General features: G+C 59.8%; 14 protein-coding genes, 2 pseudogenes and 1 other annotated feature. Of the genes and pseudogenes, 4 read left to right on the top strand and 12 right to left on the bottom strand.

Going from position 1 to position 18,384, the window contains the following annotated elements; translation table 11 throughout:
- Positions 1-13 precede the first annotated feature (13 nt).
- Positions 14-2,188, top strand: a complete 2,175-nt coding sequence (locus OKW28_RS25270) for a malate synthase G (RefSeq protein WP_429449825.1) — start codon at positions 14-16, stop codon at positions 2,186-2,188.
- Between the two features lie 71 nt (positions 2,189-2,259).
- On the opposite strand, the gene galU is transcribed toward OKW28_RS25270, so the two are convergent.
- Together galU and OKW28_RS25260 are read right to left on the bottom strand one after the other, a co-directional pair.
- Positions 2,260-3,177: a UTP--glucose-1-phosphate uridylyltransferase GalU gene (gene galU / locus OKW28_RS25265; RefSeq protein ID WP_429449823.1), complete on the bottom strand. Its 918-nt coding sequence runs from the start codon at positions 3,175-3,177 to the stop codon at positions 2,260-2,262.
- Between the two features lie 285 nt (positions 3,178-3,462).
- Positions 3,463-3,606 (bottom strand): hypothetical protein, encoded by a 144-nt coding sequence (locus OKW28_RS25260; protein ID WP_429449821.1) that lies wholly within the window; start codon positions 3,604-3,606, stop codon positions 3,463-3,465.
- Between the two features lie 258 nt (positions 3,607-3,864).
- On the opposite strand from OKW28_RS25260, the gene OKW28_RS25255 reads away from it, so the two are divergent.
- Positions 3,865-5,112: an acyltransferase family protein gene (locus OKW28_RS25255; RefSeq protein WP_429449820.1), complete on the top strand. Its 1,248-nt coding sequence runs from the start codon at positions 3,865-3,867 to the stop codon at positions 5,110-5,112.
- A 47-nt stretch (positions 5,113-5,159) separates the two neighbouring features.
- Here the strand turns inward: OKW28_RS25255 and OKW28_RS25250 are convergent, their stop codons facing one another.
- The 3 genes from OKW28_RS25250 to OKW28_RS25240 all read right to left on the bottom strand — a co-directional run bounded on the left by OKW28_RS25250 (position 5,160) and on the right by OKW28_RS25240 (position 7,986).
- Entirely contained in the window at positions 5,160-5,894 is a 735-nt protein-coding gene (locus OKW28_RS25250) for a hypothetical protein (protein ID WP_429449819.1), read from the bottom strand.
- Between the two features lie 330 nt (positions 5,895-6,224).
- On the bottom strand, positions 6,225-6,710 hold the full coding sequence (locus OKW28_RS25245; RefSeq protein WP_429449817.1) for a hypothetical protein: 486 nt from the start codon (positions 6,708-6,710) through the stop codon (positions 6,225-6,227).
- Positions 6,711-6,754: 44 nt separating this feature from the next.
- A protein-coding gene (locus OKW28_RS25240; RefSeq protein WP_429449816.1) for an IS3 family transposase occupies positions 6,755-7,986 on the bottom strand; the annotation gives its coding sequence in 2 pieces (ribosomal slippage) (positions 6,755-7,698 and positions 7,698-7,986; 1,233 coding nt in all).
- Positions 7,592-7,708, bottom strand: a sequence feature (AL1L pseudoknot). (Overlaps the previous gene by 117 nt.)
- A 150-nt stretch (positions 7,987-8,136) precedes the next feature.
- Here OKW28_RS25240 and OKW28_RS25235 point away from each other — a divergent pair.
- Positions 8,137-9,516: an IS4 family transposase gene (locus OKW28_RS25235; protein WP_429443705.1), complete on the top strand. Its 1,380-nt coding sequence runs from the start codon at positions 8,137-8,139 to the stop codon at positions 9,514-9,516.
- A 64-nt stretch (positions 9,517-9,580) separates the two neighbouring features.
- Here the strand turns inward: OKW28_RS25235 and OKW28_RS25230 are convergent, their stop codons facing one another.
- The 4 genes from OKW28_RS25230 to OKW28_RS25215 form a co-directional block, all read right to left on the bottom strand.
- On the bottom strand, positions 9,581-10,066 hold the full coding sequence (locus tag OKW28_RS25230; protein WP_429449814.1) for a lysozyme inhibitor LprI family protein: 486 nt from the start codon (positions 10,064-10,066) through the stop codon (positions 9,581-9,583).
- Positions 10,050-10,610 (bottom strand): lysozyme, encoded by a 561-nt coding sequence (locus tag OKW28_RS25225; RefSeq protein ID WP_429449813.1) that lies wholly within the window; start codon positions 10,608-10,610, stop codon positions 10,050-10,052. Before OKW28_RS25225 ends, OKW28_RS25230 begins: the two co-directional genes overlap by 17 nt.
- 36 nt (positions 10,611-10,646) lie before the next feature.
- Positions 10,647-11,078 carry a hypothetical protein gene (locus OKW28_RS25220; RefSeq protein ID WP_429449811.1) on the bottom strand — a complete coding sequence of 144 codons (432 nt, stop codon included), beginning with the start codon at positions 11,076-11,078 and terminating at the stop codon, positions 10,647-10,649.
- Positions 11,079-11,201: 123 nt separating this feature from the next.
- Positions 11,202-11,369 (bottom strand): hypothetical protein, encoded by a 168-nt coding sequence (locus OKW28_RS25215; protein WP_429449809.1) that lies wholly within the window; start codon positions 11,367-11,369, stop codon positions 11,202-11,204.
- Positions 11,370-11,451: 82 nt separating this feature from the next.
- On the opposite strand from OKW28_RS25215, the gene OKW28_RS25210 reads away from it, so the two are divergent.
- A protein-coding gene (locus OKW28_RS25210; protein ID WP_429449807.1) for an IS3 family transposase occupies positions 11,452-13,019 on the top strand; the annotation gives its coding sequence in 2 pieces (ribosomal slippage) (positions 11,452-11,890 and positions 11,890-13,019; 1,569 coding nt in all).
- Positions 13,020-13,274: 255 nt separating this feature from the next.
- On the opposite strand, the pseudogene OKW28_RS25205 reads toward OKW28_RS25210, so the two are convergent.
- From OKW28_RS25205 to OKW28_RS25195, 3 genes and pseudogenes are all read right to left on the bottom strand, one after another.
- A pseudogene (locus tag OKW28_RS25205) lies at positions 13,275-13,898 on the bottom strand (IS30 family transposase); the annotation flags it as partial.
- A gap of 524 nt (positions 13,899-14,422) precedes the next feature.
- Positions 14,423-16,877 (bottom strand): annotated as a pseudogene (locus tag OKW28_RS25200) (glycosyltransferase family 4 protein).
- Entirely contained in the window at positions 16,874-18,340 is a 1,467-nt protein-coding gene (locus tag OKW28_RS25195; RefSeq protein WP_184033630.1) for a flippase, read from the bottom strand. The pseudogene OKW28_RS25200 and the gene OKW28_RS25195 overlap by 4 nt, the downstream one beginning before the upstream one ends.
- Positions 18,341-18,384 lie beyond the last annotated feature (44 nt).

The raw sequence follows: 18,384 nt of genomic DNA, 5'->3' as shown, positions 1-18,384 counted from the left end.
GATGGAGCAGTCGATGACTCAGATGAACCCACGCGGCGGACTGCAGGTCGCCGCCAACCTCGACCAGTTCGTTGAATCCGAAGCCCTGCCCGGCACCGGAATCGACAGCGCCGCCTTCTGGTCGGGATTCGACGCCCTCGTGCACGAACTGGCGCCCAAAAATCGGGCGTTGCTCGCCGAGCGCGACCGCCTGCAAAGCGAACTCGACAACTGGCATCGGGCCAATCCCGGCCCGGTGCGGGATCTGCGCGCGTATCGTGCGTTTCTCGAAGGCATCGGCTACATCGTGCCCGTGCCCACCAGCGTCCAGGCCACGACCGACCACGTGGACAGCGAAATCTCCGGACAGGCCGGCCCGCAGCTCGTCGTGCCGCTGTCGAACCAGCGCTACGCGCTGAACGCCGCAAACGCGCGCTGGGGTAGCCTGTACGACGCGCTGTACGGCACCGACGCGATCCCCGAAACGGACGGTGCGGAAAAGCAGAAGGGCTTCAACCCGGTGCGCGGCGCAGCCGTGATCGCGTACGCGCGCAAGTTCCTCGATCAGGCCGCGCCGCTCGCGAACGGCTCGCACGCGGACGCAACGCGCTATAGCGTCGAGAACGGCCAACTGGTCGTCGCGCTGAAGAGCGGCACCACGGCGCTGAAGACACCCGCGCAGTTGGTCGGCTATCAGGGCGACGCGAGCACGCCGTCGGCGGTGCTGCTCAAGCACAACGGCCTGCACGTCGAGATCCAGATCGATGCGAACGATTCGGTCGGCAAGACCGATGCGGCCCATGTCAAGGACGTCGTCGTCGAAGCGGCCGTCACGACGATCATCGATTGCGAAGACTCGGTCGCGGCCGTCGACGCCGATGACAAGGTGCAGCTCTATCGCAACTGGCTCGGCCTGATGAACGGCGACCTGACCGAAGAGGTCACGAAGAACGGCAAGACCTTCACGCGCCGGCTCAATGCCGATCGCGAATACATCGGCGCCGACGGCAAGTCGCAGGTCAAGCTGCATGGCCGCTCGCTGCTGTTGATCCGCAACGTCGGCCATCTGATGACGAACCCGGCCGTAGTGACGAAAGACGGCCACGAGATTCCGGAAGGCATTCTCGACGCGGTGATCACGACGCTGTGCGCGCTGCGCGACCGCCACAACAAGCTGAACTCGCGCACCGGCTCGATCTATATAGTGAAGCCGAAGATGCACGGACCGGCCGAAGTCGCGTTCGCGAGCGAACTGCTCGCGCGCGTCGAAGACCTGCTGAAGCTGCCGCGCAACACGATCAAGATGGGCATCATGGACGAGGAGCGCCGCACCAGCGTGAATCTGCTCGCCTGTATCGCCGAAGCGTCGGCGCGCGTCGCGTTCATCAACACGGGCTTCCTCGATCGCACCGGCGACGAGATGCACTCGGCGATGGAAGCGGGCCCGATGATGCGCAAGGGCGACATGAAGTCGAGCAAGTGGATCACGTCGTACGAGCGCAGCAACGTGCTGGTCGGTTTGAGCGCGGGCCTGCGCGGCCGCTCGCAGATCGGCAAAGGGATGTGGGCGATGCCCGACCTGATGCACGCGATGCTCGAGCAGAAGATCGGCCATCCGAAGGCTGGCGCGAACACCGCGTGGGTGCCCTCGCCGACCGCGGCGACGCTGCACGCGCTGCACTATCACCAGGTCGACGTGCAGGCGGTCCAGCAGGAACTCGAACGCACCGACTATGCGACGGTGCGCGACGAACTGCTCGACGGCCTGCTGACGATTCCGGTCGTCGAAAAGGCGCAATGGAGCGACGACGAAATCCGCGCCGAAGTCGACAACAACGCGCAGGGCATTCTCGGCTACGTGGTGCGCTGGATCGACCGGGGCGTCGGCTGCTCGAAAGTGCCGGACTTCCACAACGTCGGCCTGATGGAAGACCGCGCGACGCTGCGTATTTCGAGCCAGCACATCGCCAACTGGCTGTATCACGGTGTGATCAAGCGCGAGCTCGTCGAGGAGACGTTCAAGCGCATGGCCAAGGTGGTGGACGCGCAAAACGCCGGTGATCCGCTCTACCAGCCGATAGCGCCGGGCTTCGACACGATCGCGTTCAAGGCCGCGCAGACGCTCGTCTTCGAGGGGCGCCAGCAGCCGAGCGGATATACCGAGCCGTTGCTGCACAAGTTCCGGCTCGAGGTGAAGAAGCAGGGTTGAGGCCGTCCGGCCGAAACGACGACGGGCGCCGTGCAATGCGGCGCCCGTTTTTCCTTCCAGGTCGTGTCACTTCACGCGGCTTCTGCCGTCAATTGCGCCGCCTCGCCACCTGACGCTTCGTTCTGCATAAAGGCTTGCAGATACGCCTCGAATTCAGCCTTCACCTCGGGATGGCGCAGTGCAAATTCGACGGTCGCCTTCAGATAGCCGAGCTTGCTGCCGCAATCGAAGCGCGTGCCGAAGTAGCGATACGCTAGCACCTGCTCCTCGGTCAACAACGACTGCACCGCGTCGGTCAGTTGCAGCTCGCCGCCCGCGCCCGGCTTCAGCGCGCGGATATGCTTGAAGATCGTCGGCATCAGCACGTAGCGGCCCACCACGCCGAGATTCGACGGCGCCTCGTCCGGCGCTGGCTTCTCGACGATGCCCGACAGCTTGATCACGTTGTCTTCCCACTCGCGGCCGTCGACGACGCCGTACGAGCGGCTGTCCTCGCGCGCGATCGTTTCGACGCCGATCACCGAGCTGTGATAGTGGTTGAAGGTATCGACGAGCTGACTCATCACGGGCTTCGCGCTATGCAGCAGGTCGTCGGCGAGAATCACCGCGAACGGGCTGTCGCCCACCAGTTTTTCGGCGCACAGCACCGCATGGCCGAGACCGAGTGCTTCGGCCTGGCGCACGTAAAAGCAGTCGACGTTGGCCGGCTTGATGCTGCGCACGAGGTCGAGCAGCTTCTGCTTGTTGCGCGCTTCGAGTTCGGACTCGATCTCATAGGATTTATCGAAGTGATCTTCGATCGCGCGCTTGCTGCGGCCCGTCACGAAGATCATCTCGGTGATGCCGGCGTCGATCGCTTCTTCGACCGCGTACTGGATCAGCGGCTTGTCGACGATCGGCAGCATTTCCTTCGGACTTGCTTTGGTAGCCGGCAGGAATCGTGTCCCGAGGCCCGCTACGGGAAACACGGCTTTGGTGACTTTCAGCATGGTAGGCATTCCCACATCGGTTAGAAATTGGTGTGTTCGCGGACCTTGCGGCCAATCAATGCCGGCGCAAGACTAGCAGAAAAACTGCGAGGTTCACGGAAGCGGTCTTTCTCCGAATTAATTCGGATAATTCACGCATTAATCGCAATGCGATATTGTGAAAAATTCAGGAAATTATTACGTATCTATTGCCAGTTGGTGAGCGAGCAAATCCGAAAGTCTTACCTTTCGGACGCCCCCTGGCACGGGTCGCCTGGCGACCCGATGACCGGCTTCGGCAGCACGTCATTCCTGTTCGTCGACCGGTGGCAGCTTGCCTGGGTTCATCCGGTAACGACCGATCGGCTCGTTGCGCAAGGCATCGCGGTAGGCGGAGGCGGCCACCAGGATCAGCAGGACGGCCACGCCGGCCAGTAAATGCAGGTTCATGACTTCACCTCGGGGTCAGAAAATCCTTGCTTTAAATTAGCACGACAAAAGCGATAAATAATTCGACACCCCATCCGTCGACGCGCAATTACAATTCGTCACAAAATCGATGTCGGATTCAATGCGAAATGGAATTTTTTAATCATTTTTCAGGATTGCGGTGTTCTAGCATGGATGCGTCGCGGGTGCGCAAGACGCCCGCTCGAAGGCCTGTTCCGCGCAATTTTTTCTTTTTTCCGCTTCAGATAAGGACCGCGTATGAGCGACCCAGCACTGGATGCCGCCGGCTCATCCCTGCCCCTCTCCCCGCTGCCGCGCCCGGAGAAAAACCCGGCCGCGGCGCATGCGCGCAGCGACGCGCGTGTCGATAGCGCCAGCAAGGAGCACGCGATCGACGCGATGCGAGGCTTCGCCGCGCTACTGGTCGCCTACTTTCATTGCCGCCAGATCGTGTGGGTCGGCATGCAGGCGTTTCATCAGAGCGTCGGACATTCATTGAGTCCCGGCAGTCTCGCCGCGTATCTGACGTTTCCGATCGCATGGGGCTCGGCCGGTGTGCCGATGTTCTTCGTCATCAGTGGCTACTGCATCCATCGCGGCGGCGCGCTGCGGCTCGCGAGCAATCCCGCTTACCGGCTCGATGCAGGCAACTTCTGGCTGCGGCGCTTCGCGCGCATCTACCCGGTGCTGCTCGCGGCGCTCGTACTGACCTTCGCGCTCGATTCGTTGAGCCTGCAATTGCCGCCCGTCAGTCACAAGATTCGCGACATCGGCTGGCATCCGTTTCTGGTCAACCTGTTTTCGCTGCAGGGTGTGGCGGGTAAAACGTATGGCTCGAACGGCGCGCTGTGGACGCTGTCGCTCGAAGTGCAGTTCTATGCGATCTATCCGCTGCTGTTCGCGCTACGCAGACGCATCGGCATGAACGCCGTGCTCGCGCTCGTCGGCGCGATCAACGTTGCGTCCGCGTACGGGTTGGAGCGCCACGATCTGCAGTTCTTCACGTCGTACTGGTTCTCCTGGACGCTCGGTGCGTGGATCGCCGACGCCAAAGCGCGCAGCGTGCGAGCGGCGCGTGCGCCGGCATCGCTGTATGTGCTCGCGGCGGTATTGATCGCGGCAGGCTGCGCCGCGTTTCATTTCGGCCAGTACGGCGCGTTCCAGATCTGGGCGCTCGGCTTCGCCTGTTATCTGTACAAGGCGCTCGATGCGCGCAAGGACCCGCAACGCGAAGCGAGCGGCGTGCTCGCGCTGCTTCGCGCAGGGTCGCACGCGCTGTCGCGCTTGCTGTCCCGCGTCGGCGACTTCAGCTTCTCGCTGTATCTGATCCATCTGCCGATCTTCGTGTTGCTGTCGGCGTGGCTGTTTCGTTCGTCGCTGCAGATGTCGATCTGGCCGTCGTTCGGCTATATGCTGGTCGCGGTGCCGGCCGCCTATGTGTTCTATCGGCTCGTTGAGTTGCCTGCGATGAAGTGGTCGGCGAGTTTTAAGCCTAAAGGGCGCTGATAGAACGTCGACATTGGATCAATCCCGCGCGTTCGGGTGCTTCACCATCATTTGATCTCGTTGAATAGCAACGTCGATACCTGGTGCTCATCCTGAATGGAAAATTGAAACGGTATCTCTGGATGCGTAAATTTGAGCCGGAGTTGCTTTAGAGCCGGGACCGGGACAAATCGCTGATCTCTAAACGCGTAGTACGACACTAACAGGCCAACGCGGGATGCCTGTGCATCGTCGAATACGTAACTGTTATTCGGAAAGGCAAGCTTCCCTTCCTTCATCGCCACGACGGCCCGACATGACGAAAGTAAACTCGGCAGATGAAGAAACGTCGGCTTGCGCGCTAGAGGGTTGACCAGCAGCGAGATCTGCCGGTATCGATTTCCGGCTTCGCCCGAACCGTTGCCGTGCCCTTCCACGCAGAGTAAGGGCGGATGCGTATCGGTTCGCGCTGCAATGAATACGTTGGCTGATTGCGGAAAGATTTCCGACACATGCTCTCCGGGGAATGTCGTAGCGTGCGCAAAGCGATAGGATTTGCCGTCGACTACCAGGCGATCCTTCCAGAGCTCAATGTTTAGCGTTTTCCGTTCCAGTTTGGCTTGCAGCTTCATAAAAGTGCCTGGCTCGCCTGGGTAGGAATAGACCACGCCGGCGTTTTGATCGGTCGGGTCCCCGTTTTGTTTGATCGGGTCGCCAAACACTGCCCCCGCTTGGGCAACGTACAAGGCTTCGTAGCTGTCGTAAGACTGAGCCGCATGTGCGCGGCCAGATAGGGCGGCCATAGCCGCCACCAGTATCGTAGTGATTCTCATCGGTATGCTTTGGCGCCTGTCGCTTTCAGATAGTCGGGGTTAAGCGTCCAGAAAATCGTGCTTCCGTGGGCAGCACTGGAAAAGCAATCGCACATCCTTATTAATCGGATCACTCATCGCCCATCCCCTGCACGCCAAGCCACGACGATCAAATTCGGATGATCCTTCACCGGAAATGAACGCGTTTTCCCTTCTGCAAGCGGCACGTCCTTAACGAGCGTGCGTACGCAGTTCAACAGCTCGTCGCACATCCACGCGCAGTTCCCTCTCGTTACAGATCGGACTCAACTCAATTTCGATTTATTTCTTGCGTCCAAGAATCGTTTTAACCGTTAAGCATTCCGGATGCTCCGACGATTCCATATCGTCCGGACAAGACAACCATTCATAAAATTCGAGCCTCTGTTTTGCTGCATCCTGCCTGCAGGCCGCCACCTGGAAGTCTGTATCAGGCATATAACCGCCTTTCCAGTCGTTGAATGCCATCCCAAATAACTTGCAATCGGATTGCAATTTTTCGTCCCACAGCTTGTGATTTTTCGCGAGTTCCGCGAGCGCTTCGCCCTTAGCGTTGGCGTGGAGATTTCGATAGAGTTTTTCAGCGTCACTTAGCATGCCCTTCGTGTCTGCATTTGTACACGCCACATAGTCATCGCGCGTTTTCGCGGATGCCTCGCAAGTCGTGTCTGCAAACGCGGCCGACGTGCCGCATGATAGGATCACTGCAACCGTTATCTTAGTGAGTCGCATCATAATTCCCCGTAGCAAATAGTCGGCCCTCAGCACGACGGCGCCTTGAACCGCCCCGGGAATCGTGGAGGCTGGTTGGTTTAAGTTAATGCGGGTTCGGCGACCGATGTTTCAAGTTGCCGATAGTAGTTTGCCTCAGCTTCAGCCGGCGGGATGTAGCCGATGGGTTCCATCATTCGATGATGATTGAACCAGGCCACCCATTCCAGCGTTGCCAACTCGACGGACTCGCGTGTTTTCCTGGTGCGGCGATGAATCAGTTCGGCCTTGTACAAACCGTTGATTGTCTCGGCCAGTGCGTTGTCGTAACTGTCGCCACGGCTACCAACCGAGGGCTCGATGCCCGCTTCGGCCAATCGCTCGCTATAGCGAATGCTGACGTATTGCGAGCCTCTGTCGGAGTGATGTATCAACGTTCCATCTCCGCCTGGGCGCCGCGCATAAAGTGCCTGTTCAAGTGCATCCAGAACGAAGTCTGTAGTCATCGACGAACTGACGCGCCAGCCGACAATCCGTCGGGCGAACACGTCGATCACGAAGGCCACGTAGAGCCAGCCCTGCCACGTCGAGACATAGGTGAAATCAGAAACCCAGAGCTCGTTTGGCCGGTCCGCCCTGAACTGCCGGTTGACCCGATCCAGCGGGCGAGCGGCCGCCGCATCGGCAATGGTCGTGCGAACACGTTTGCCTCGCATTACGCCACGCAAACCCAGTTGCTTCATCAGCCGTTCGACCGTACAGCGAGCCACCGCAATGCGCTCCCGGTTCATCTGCTTCCAGACTTTATCCGCTCCGTAGACACGCATGTTGGCTTGCCAGACACGCTGGATCTCAGGCCGCAGGCGTTCATCGCGTATCGCACGTGCGCAGCGGCGCGACGGATCGCGAAGCTGCGCAGCATGGCGCCGGTAGCCCGACGGGGCAATCCGCAAGACCTTGCAGATCGGCTCGACCCCGAAGGTGTCTCGATGCTGATCGATGAAGGCCTTCAGGACTTCAGGCGGCGGTCGAGCTCCGCCTGGGCGAAAAACGCACTCGCCAGTTTCAGAATCTCGTTGGCGCGGCGCAGTTCCTTGACTTCGCGCTCCAGTGCCTTAAGACGTTCGCGTTCCGACGTGCTCACGCCCTCGCGCTCGCCGCTATCGACTTCATCTCGTTTGACCCACCCCAGCAATGTCTGGCTCGTGCAGCCGATCTTGGGGGCGATGGATTCGATCGCCGCCCACTGTGACGGATACTCGCCCCGATGCTCTTGCACCATGCGCACTGCACGTTCCCGGACTTCAGCAGAAAATTTGTTCGACTTGTTCATGGCTCCATTCTCTCAAGAGTTGGAGCCTCCACCAAATCCCTCAGGATTACCCATAAGTCGCTCGCGACTGTGCGATTGAAGGGCGATGGCTTGTAAACGGTGACGACCGATGTTAACTTTGATCCGGTTCGTGATCTGTGATGTCGGGCATTGTCGGACACATCTGACCTTGATGATTGGGCAAATGAAGAGTTTGGCGCCGCCGAGCTCGGCGACGCTCGCCTGACCAGACGGCTCGTGACGCTGGCACGCAAGCTTTCGTTGGGCCCACATTGCTCTTTTCCGCAGTCGTTCAATGGTTCGGAGCTGAAGGCGGCATATCGTTTTTTCGACAACCCGCACGTGGATGTCGATGGCGTGCTGGGTGGGCACATCGGTCAAACGCTGTGTCGTATGCAACAGGTGCCAGTCGTCCTTGCTGTTCAGGACACCACCGAGTTCAATTTGTCTCATCTGCGGGCAACCGAAGGTCTGGGATATGGCTCCGATCCACATGTGCGTGGTTTCCTGATACACAGTCTGCTTGCGCTCACGCCAGAGGGGCTGCCACTCGGGGTGATCGGGATGAAGACCTGGATACGCAGGCACGAGGAGTTGGGCAAGAAACATCTGCGTGGGCAACGAACCGTACAACAGAAAGAGAGCGCGAAATGGCTCGAAGGCATCGAGCAACTGGGCGTACTCAAGACGCACTGTCCGTGCACGCATGTCATCGGCGTGAGCGACCGTGAAGGCGATGTCTATGACGTGTTCCTGGCGCAGCGGCCTGCCGGTGTCGACTGGTTGGTGCGCGCGTCGTGGAACCGACGCGTTGCTCACCCCGATCGATATTTGTGGGAAACCGTGCTGGCCTCGCCAGTGCTTGGAGAGGCGCAACTGCAGGTGCCTGCACGCGAAAACCGCCAGGCACGCACCGCACGGCTGGTTGTGCGCTGCATGCCCGTACGCCTTCGTCCGCCGCAAAATCGTCGTCGCGAGAAGCTTCCCGAAATTGAAGTGTTTGCAATTCATGCACAGGAAACGAACTTGGACGAAGGAGCAGAGCCATTGGAATGGCTTCTACTGACTTCGGTGCCTACGCAAACACACGCAGAGGCCCTCGAGCGTCTTGCATGGTATGCGCGCCGATGGACGATTGAATCGTGGCATCGTGTGCTTAAAAGTGGCTGTCGCATTGAAGCCCGCCAATTTGGCAATCTCGATCGATTCGTCCGCGCCACCGCATTGTTCGCCGTCGTAAGCTGGAGGATCCTGTACTCCATGTTGCTTGCCAGGCTTGATGGCAACCTGCCATGCGAAGTATTGCTGCAGCCAATCGAGTGGCGAGCCCTCTACTGTCGTACGCATGGCAGTACCGAAATACCTGATAAACCGCCGTCACTCGCGCAGGTCATCTTGTGGATCGCCAGACTCGGCGGATATCTCGCTCGAAAGCATGATCGTCCACCTGGTCCTACCGTCATCTGGCGTGGATTTCTTGTCCTGCACGAAATCACGATGATGTACCGAATATTCAGGCAAAACGAATAGCACCATCACATTACTTGTGGGTAATCCTGAGACCAAATCCGGGGCGGTTCAGATCAGCGTTTCCCTAGTCTCTTAAGACTTCCTGCAATTCCTTGACTCTGTCTCGGGTGATATTTGCCATACACTCCCAAAAGAAAATATAGCGCTCGGCAGCCTCACCCATCATATAGGTTTCGGTGTAACACTCGTTATCGCGGTACTGTGCCCAAGCGTCTTGCGACTTCAAAAAGTAAGGGAGAGCTAACGGTTCGCCTTCCGCTTTAAGTGAACTGTCATTGCCTCCAATCTTGGATTTCGCCGATCGCAGGATTTTATCCAGTGCACGGGCCGCATGATCGAATTTACGGTGCGAACACTGCGCCAAGTCGTCATTGCTTGCATGCTCCCCAGTGTCACACATATGCGCCACATCGGCGGCGCTATGACCTGAAAAATACTGATCCGGCGATTTAAAATAGTGATAATCGAATTTACCGGAATACACGGTCTTAGCGGGTGCAATGATCGGAGCGATCGTGAGTGCGAGTATTAGACTAGTGCGATGAATCATAGACCCCCGCCTCAAACATTTCCGCTTCACGGTGTCGACGCCGCAGCAATCCCTTAAGCGGGTGGCCCTTAACCGTGGCGTACTGCCTCATCTTATCACCTACCTTGTTGTAATCACCAGTATTAACGAAATCGAGCAGACTGTCGCCATGATGTTGAAGGTTGTACATAAAGCACACAAGTGCATCGTATTCAAATTGAAACAGCGGGAGCCGAATTTTTCGATTGATCGTATTTTCCGCCCACTTGACATCTTCCTTAAGTAGCCTCTCGGCCTGTGCTTCGGTTATTCCTTTCTGAAATGGCTTTTCCGATGCGGCGCTGGATATTTTCCCCAAATGAACAAGGTGCCCATATCCAACTGTTGCATTTCCGGCTTTGCTGCCGTCATTGTCGTACATGGTCGCGCTGAACTGTTCCCAACCTTTAAGGAACTTGGTTCCCTGCGCGGAAAATTTCCACGGCTTACACAAGCGCGAGGAATATACGGTGACATTTGAATTAGGATCAGTATTGGTTACGCATTCGTGCAGCGGGTCGGTCACATTTACTCCATTGTATGAGTTACTTTGCGAGAATTGTTAGACAGACTCGCGGTGTCCAAGATAGATACGCACCGCTTGCGCGCCGTCTGTCTTGTGCCGCTGTGTACGTCCGATGGAATCAGTGACGCCGCGCGTTAGGAAACCTCGCCACTCAATCGTGTAATACGTGTCGGCGAGTGGCGATCCGTTGGCATCGCGAAGCGTAAGCTCTTCATCGAACAGGCTCGCAGATCGATTGCGACAGAGGCACCCCCCGCCTTGCCCTAACGCCTGCCTCATGTCGTAACCGGATGGGAGAGCCCTGATCGCATTAATCGGAATCCGCTCCCCGGATTTCTGGTTTATCGTCATTGCCTGAGGCATATCAGGCCACTCTTTGTATATCTTGAACGTGATACGACAATCAAGACATTCCTGGTTATCTGATCCCTCGAACATTTCCGCAAAGCGAGCCTTCATTTCTTCCATGATCTCCTCTGCCGAGCGCATCCTTTCGTACATTGGACCCTCCCATAGATTAATTCGCGCTCTCAGACCATTAGACCATTGAGCACGCGTAAGAGCACCATCAGTTATCCTCCACGTTATGGTTCATATCGAATACAACCGAAGCCCGTCCTGCGGAAAGCATTCGCCGGTTTCGGCGTTGAGCGCCATTGCGGACGGCATTGGCGGGAAGTTCGAGTAGACTGAATAGGTGATACGGTAAAGCAGGTACTCATCCTTGCCCCCGGTTTCATCCCATTTCTGTTGTTCCATTTGACCTCTGCTGATCCCCCCGCGTCACAATGGTTGTCGCCTGGATAAAATTGGAATCTGGGGGCGATAATGAGAGAACAAGTTGGCGCGTTACGGAAAGACATTCAAGGACAGAGCGGTGGCGCGGTTGCTGCCGCCGGAGAGCGCATCGGTGGAAGAGGTTGCGCGAGAGATCGGTGTGGGCGCGCAGACGCTGGAGCGCTGGCGCAGTGATGCGCTGTCCATGCCCGCTCGCGAGCGGGCATGGACAGCGGCCGCCCGTTTCGAGGCGGTGTTGAACACGGCGGCGATGGACGAGACGGCGCGCAATGCGTGGTGCCGCGAGCATGGCGTGTATCCGCAGGTTCTGGCGCAGTGGCGGCAAGCGGCCACGCAGGCGCTGGCCGAGCCCGAAGAAGCCCGCGCGAGCCCGCAGCAGACGAAGCAGGATCAGCGCCGCATCAAGGAGCTCGAACGCGAACTGCGGCGCAAGGAGAAGGCGCTGGCTGAGACAGCAGCGCTGCTGGTACTGTCAAAAAAAGTCGCGGCGATCTTCAACACGGACAAGGGCGAGGACGAATGATCGGCCTCGAGGATCGCCAGCGGCTGGCCCGGGAAATCGAATCGGCCAATCGGGCTGGCGCACGGTTGCGTCTGGCCTGCGAGGTCGCCGGAATCGATGTGCGAACGCTGCAACGCTGGAAGGCCCATCAGGGGCTCGTCAAGGGCGACGCCAGGCCCGGCGCGATGCGCCCATTGCCCGCGCACACCCTGAGCCCGCAGGAGCGGGCAAACGTGCTGCGCGTAGCCAACGAGCCACGCTTTGCCGACATGCCACCGGCGCGTATCGTGCCGATGCTGGCTGACGAAGGCGTGTACATCGCCAGCGAATCGACCTTTGCGCGCGTGCTGCGCGAGCATGGGCAGATGACGCGCCGTGGTCGTGCCAGAACGGCTTCGAGCGCCCGGCCGCCGACCACGCACGTCGCAACGGCGCCGCGCCAGGTGTGGTGCTGGGACATGACGTTTCTGCCGGCAACGGTAACAGGTCGATGGTTCCACCTGTACCTGATCCTGGACCTGTATAGCCGCAAGATTGTCGGCTGGGAGGTGCACGACAGCGACGCGGCCGAACACGCTGCTCATCTCGTGCGTCGTACGGCGCTCTCCGAAGGCATTGCCGTCCTTGAGACCCGGCCGGTGCTGCACGGCGATAACGGTGCGACGCTCAAGGCCACGACCGTGCTGGCGATGCTCCACTGGCTGGGTGTCAAGCCGTCGTACTCACGCCCCCGTGTCAGCGACGACAACGCCTACGCCGAAGCGCTGTTCCGAACCGCGAAGTACCGGCCGGAGTTTCCGGTCACAGGCTTCGAGGACCTGAACGCTGCTCGCAACTGGGCTGCCGGCTTCGTGCAGTGGTACAACTTCGAGCATCGTCATAGCGGCATCCGCTACGTGACGCCTGCGCAGCGTCATGCCGGCGACGATCGTGCGCTTCTCGCGGCACGTCACGCACTGTACGTGAAGGCGCGCGCATGCAATCCGGCCCGCTGGTCGTGTCACACGCGCAACTGGACACCGGTTGGTGCCGTGACGCTTAACCCCGAACGTGACTCAGTCGTTGAGATGGCGTCGATCGGCGCAAATAAACAGCCTCTGGCTGCATGAGTGAGGCGACAACCTGCTTGACGCGCGCCGTGATTTCCCAGAACACACCCGACGAATTAACCATCTAAAACGCGACACGGTCAATGACTTTAAATTGAGACAAAGCCGTTTTGACAGATATTCACAATTGCTCCGGCCATCTCATTTTCAGGTGCATTTTTCCGATATCACCGTCCAACAAAAAAGGCGGCATTGAGCCGCCTTCTCCGTAGTGATCGGCGCCAGTTAGTGCTTTGTCCACGAAGCGTGGCGGATTCAACCGGTCGATGCAATAGTTCGATGGAACCGTTCAGCCGGCGTTTCGTAATCCAGTGTCTTCCTTGGACGCTCGTTCAGCCTTCGAGCCACGGCATTGAGTTTGGCCTGTGAGTAGACCGACAGGTCGATGCCTTTCGGGAAGGACTGTCTCAACAGGCCATTGGTATTTTCATTCGAGCCCCGTTGCCAGGGGTGTTTCGGATCGCAGAAGTACACGGCAACGTCGGTGGCAATGGTGAACTGCTTGTGGTTCACCATCTCTGATCCCCGATCCCAGGTAAGCGATTTATACAGTTCCTTCGGCAGCTTTCCAGCATGTCTGATGAGCGCATTGACTACTGTTTCGCTGTCCTTGCTCGCGATCTTCACCAGCATTACATAGCGTGTCTGACGCTCTACAAGCGTTGCAATCTGGCTGCCGCCGCTGCCACACAGGAGATCGCCTTCCCAGTGCCCCGGCACCGCACGGTCTTCCACAGTGGCGGGGCGTTCACGGATTGATACCGCCTCACGGATCCTGCCGTGATCGTCCGTTTTCTGGGTGTGATGGCGCGAGCGGCGTATGGCCCGGGTGCGCCGTAGATGCTCCAGCAGTTCATTCTTCAGTGCACCCTTAATTTGAGATTGAGACTTTTTGACAAATATTCACGATGATTTCGCGTATCTCATTTTCAATGCATATTTCCGCAATCGCGGTTCAACAAAAAGGGCGGCGTTGAGCCACTTTACCGTCAGGAATCGATGCCGGTCGGGGTTCGTCCGGTGTGCCGGTGTTCTGCGTGATCAGCGCTATTGCATCCATTGCAGCGGCGCGCTGCGGCTCGCGGATAAACCTGCGTGCCAGCTTGATGCGGGCAACTTGTGGCTGAGGCGCTTCGCGCGCATGCCGAAGTCTCGACGCGCAGGGTTTGATCCCAATCTGTGGGGCCACACTACTGCTTCATTCCTTGACGAACTCAAGCGCCTTCTGAGCGAGTAATCAACCTGTCGCCGCGCGAGGTGTTGTCCAGATTCTCTTGGCAACTCTAAAGCCACCCGGCGGTGCAATAAAAAAAACGGAGCGAAAGTCGTTCGAGACTTTCGCTCCGCTACGCCAAGCAAGGACTGGCCAAGCCCTCGTCTACCCTCGCGTAAAAATCACCTCGTCACCGCGCTGCCACGCCGGTCAGAATCTGCGCAACCCCATCCACATAGCTGCGCGTGCCGAAGCGCTCCTGCGCGGTCCGATAGCCGTTCCTGACCAGTTTGTCGCGCAAGTCGCCGTTCGAGCGCAATTCGGCGAGCGTATCGGCGAGCGCATGCGCGTCGCCCGGCGTACACAGCACGCCGTTCTCGTAGTCGTCGATGATTTCGAGCACGCCGCCTGCGCGCGACGCCACGACCGGCCGCTGCGCGAGCATCCCCTCGACGATCACGCGGCCGAACGGCTCCGGGGTGATCGACGTATGCACAACTGAATCGACCGCGCACATGCAGGCCGGAATATCGTGCTGGAAGCCGAGAAAATGCACGCGCTCGCCAAGCTTGTGCGCGGCGACGAAGGCGCGCAGTTCGCTCTCGTACTGGTCCTCGCCGAACAGCGCCGCGCCGACCAGCACCGCATGCATCTGCGGATTGAGCACCATCGCTTCGAGTAGCACATGCTGCCCCTTCCAACGCGCAAGCCGGCTGAACGAGGCCGACGAGAAACGCGTCGCGCGGCAGATTCAGGCGCTCGCGCAGCACCGCTTGCGGCACCGTGCGCAATGCGTCGAACGGTTCCGCGGCGATCCCGTTGAACACGACGTCGATGCGCTTGCTGTCGAACCGCGTGAGCTTCGCAAACGCCTGCGCCGACGCAGCCGAATTGGCGATCACATGGGTGAGGCCGAGCCGCGCGCACCACTTGATGATCGCAAGCTGCTTGCCGCCGAAATGCTCGGCGCTGACGATGTCGCGCAAATGCCAGACCACCGGCCGTCGCGCGAGCTTGCCGGCCACCGCGCCGATCACCATCGCCCGCTGCGTGTTCGCGTAGATCACATCCACCTTGCGCGCGCGTTTCGCGGTGGCACGCACGAGTGAGATGAGTCCCTTCAACGCCTGACCTTTTGGCATCGAACCGCCCTGCTTGCGCACATTTTTGAGCGCGCCGGCATCGAGTACAGTGACCTCGACGCCGGTTTTCGCGAGTGCGGTGTTGAACGGCCCGTCGTCGAACAGCACGACCTCGATGCGCGAGCGCAGCGCCTTGACGATTTCGAGCAGCGACAGTTCGGCGCCGCCGAGCACGCCGCTCTGATCGACGGCGAGAATGCGCGGCACGTTCGCGGCGCCCTGCACGGCGGGCCGATACGGCGTATAGGCCGGCAGCGTCGCCGTGTGCAACGCGGGCACCGCCGCGCGCACCTGCGAGAAAAAGCGCTCGCGAAAATGCGCGGCCGAAAACTGCTCGGCGTTGCCGCGGCAATTCTCCGGCAGGAACCGGTGCCGAAGCTCGTCGAAACGATTCACGGCAGCGATGATCGAGTCGGTATCCTGCTCATCGAAGAACATGCCGGTCGGCTTCGGTTCGGACAGATCGCGCACCGTTTCGAGCGCCCCGCCCTTGCCGTACGCGATCACCGGCGTGCCGCAAGCCTGCGCCTCGACCACCGAAATGCCGAAGTCCTCTTCGGCCGCGAACACGAATGCCTTCGCGCGACTCATGCGGTCCTTCAGCACCTCGAACGGTTGATAGCCCATGATCTCGACGTTCGGCCCCGCCTTCGCGCGGATCTTCGCCATGTCGGGTCCGTCGCCGATCACGACGAGCTTGCGCTCGGGCATCCGCGCGAACGCCTCGACGATCAGATCGATTTTTTTGTACGGCACCATGCGCGAGGCGGTCAGATAAAAGTCTTCCTTCTCCGTGCACAGCGTGAACGCTTCGACATCGACCGGCGGGAAGATCACCTGCGCGTCGCGTTGATACACCTTCTTGATGCGTCGCGCAATGAACGCCGAGTTCGCGACGAAGTCGTCGACCGAGTTGGACGTGCGGATATCCCAGTTGCGCATGTAATGCAGAATCAACCGCGCCAGCGCCGACTTCGGGCCGTTGGTCAGCTTCGACTGCTGCAGATACTGATGCTGCAAATCCCACGCATAGCGGATCGGCGAATGCACGTAGCTGATATGCACCTGATCGGGACCGGTCAGAATGCCCTTGGCGACCGCGTGACTGCTCGAGATCACGACGTCGTACGCCGACACGTCGAGCTGCTCGATCGCGAGCGGCATCAGCGGCAGATACGAGCGGTACTTGCTGCGCGCGAGCGGCAACTTCTGGATGAACGACGTCGTCACCGGCTTGCCGCGCAGGAAGCTGCGATCGTCGAGAAAGTCCACGAGGCTGAACAGGTCCGCATCGGGAAAGCACGCGATGATCTGCTCGAGCACTTTCTCCGCGCCCGCGTAGGTGACGAGCCAGTCGTGCACGATCGCGATGCGCACGCTTTTGCTCGCGCGCGGTGCGGTACGGCGCGGTGCCGGCTGGATGCCGGGCACGCTCGTCAGTTCGTCGAGCGCGCTGCGCGTCGCGGGCCTCAACAGTTTTTTTTCAAGGACGTCTTGGTTCATGCGCTTTTCCTCGGATTCAGTCGCAATAGCAGTGAACGCGCAAGATTGCGCAAGGCGGGCGTCATCGTGATCGACCACGCGACGTTCGCGCCGACCATCAGCACACCGGCGGCGATCGCGAGCGCGAGGCTCGGCAGGAAGCTGGCGAGCCACAGGCTGGCGAGCAGGAAAGCGAGATGGGCGAGCATGTCGAGCACGATCTGGCGCGCGCGGATCGCGGCGAAACGCAGCAGCACCGCGTAGTCGAACAGCGCGCGGGCAGCGACCGCGACCGCCGCGCCCGTGAGCCCGAAATGCGTGATACCGAGCCACAACGCGCCGGCGAAAAGCGGCAACTCGACGAGGCCGATGCGCGCGGCGGTGGCTGGATTGACCTGTGACTGAATCAGGATGCGCGTCACGTTCGCCTGGCCGACGAGCCACACGGCGACGATCATGATGCGGCCCACGGGCGCCGCGACCGTCGCGATCTCGTTGCCGACCCACAGATGCAGGAACGGTTCGAGCACCAGCATCGCGATCAGCGCGACCGGCGTGAACACGCCGTTCAGAAATTCGAGCGATTGCTGCGTGATCGTGTCGGCGTCGGCGCGGCCGACTGCGGAAAGCCGCGGAAACAGCGTGCGTACCAGCGCGGTCGGCACGATGTTCAGACGCGTGACGAGGTTCTGCGGCACCGTGTAGTACGTGACGAAACGCGCGCCGAGCCGTGAACCGAGCATTACGCGATCGAGCGAATCGGCGACCATCGTCGTCACGCTGGCGATCAGCATCCAGCCACCGAAGTTGAACAGCCCCTTTGCGACGCCGAGCCGCGGCGGCTGAATGCTGCGTATTTCAAGCACTTTCAGCGCGTAGCGGCCGAGCAGCAACGCCGCGAGAATCCGCGCGACGACTGCCGCGGCGAGTACGTTCTGCAAAGTCGCGCCGAGCCACCACGCGGCACCGAGCGGCAGCAGCTGGAACAGGAACGTGCCGATCGTCTGGTTCGTGTTGTAGACGCCGAAGCGTTCCGCGCCATTGATCGCGCCCGCGAACACCCACGACACGTTCGCGATCGGAATCGCGACCGCGAGCCACGGCAGCGCCATATAGACTTCGTGCTGCAGCTCGGGCGATACCTTCGTGAAATACGCGGTGTACAGGAACGCGCCGAAGTAGATGATCAGACCGCCGACCACGCCGGTCGTCAGATTGAGCCACGTCGCGCTCCAGAACACGCGCGCGCTTTCCTGCTGATCGCCCGACGCGCGCGCCTTCGAAATATGGTTCTGCGCGGCCATGCTCATGCCGAGATCGAGAATCCCGAAGTAGCCGATCAGCGTCCACACGAGACTGATCACACCGTAGCGCTCCACGCCGAGCAGCCGGATATACGACGGCACGGTCACGAGCGACACGAACGTCGGCAGCACGAGCCCGAAAAAGTTGATCGCCACGTTCCTGAGAATGCCTTTGTCCATCGAATCCCTTCGGTTTTGCGGTTAGATTGCGTGTAGGGCTGCGT

Origin of the sequence: Paraburkholderia sp. 40, assembly GCF_050434105.1 — a bacterium.
In the GTDB taxonomy this organism is placed as follows: domain Bacteria; phylum Pseudomonadota; class Gammaproteobacteria; order Burkholderiales; family Burkholderiaceae; genus Paraburkholderia; species Paraburkholderia tuberum.
Note: the sequence above shows the minus strand (reverse complement) of the source record. Positions and strands in the feature narration are given on the sequence as shown.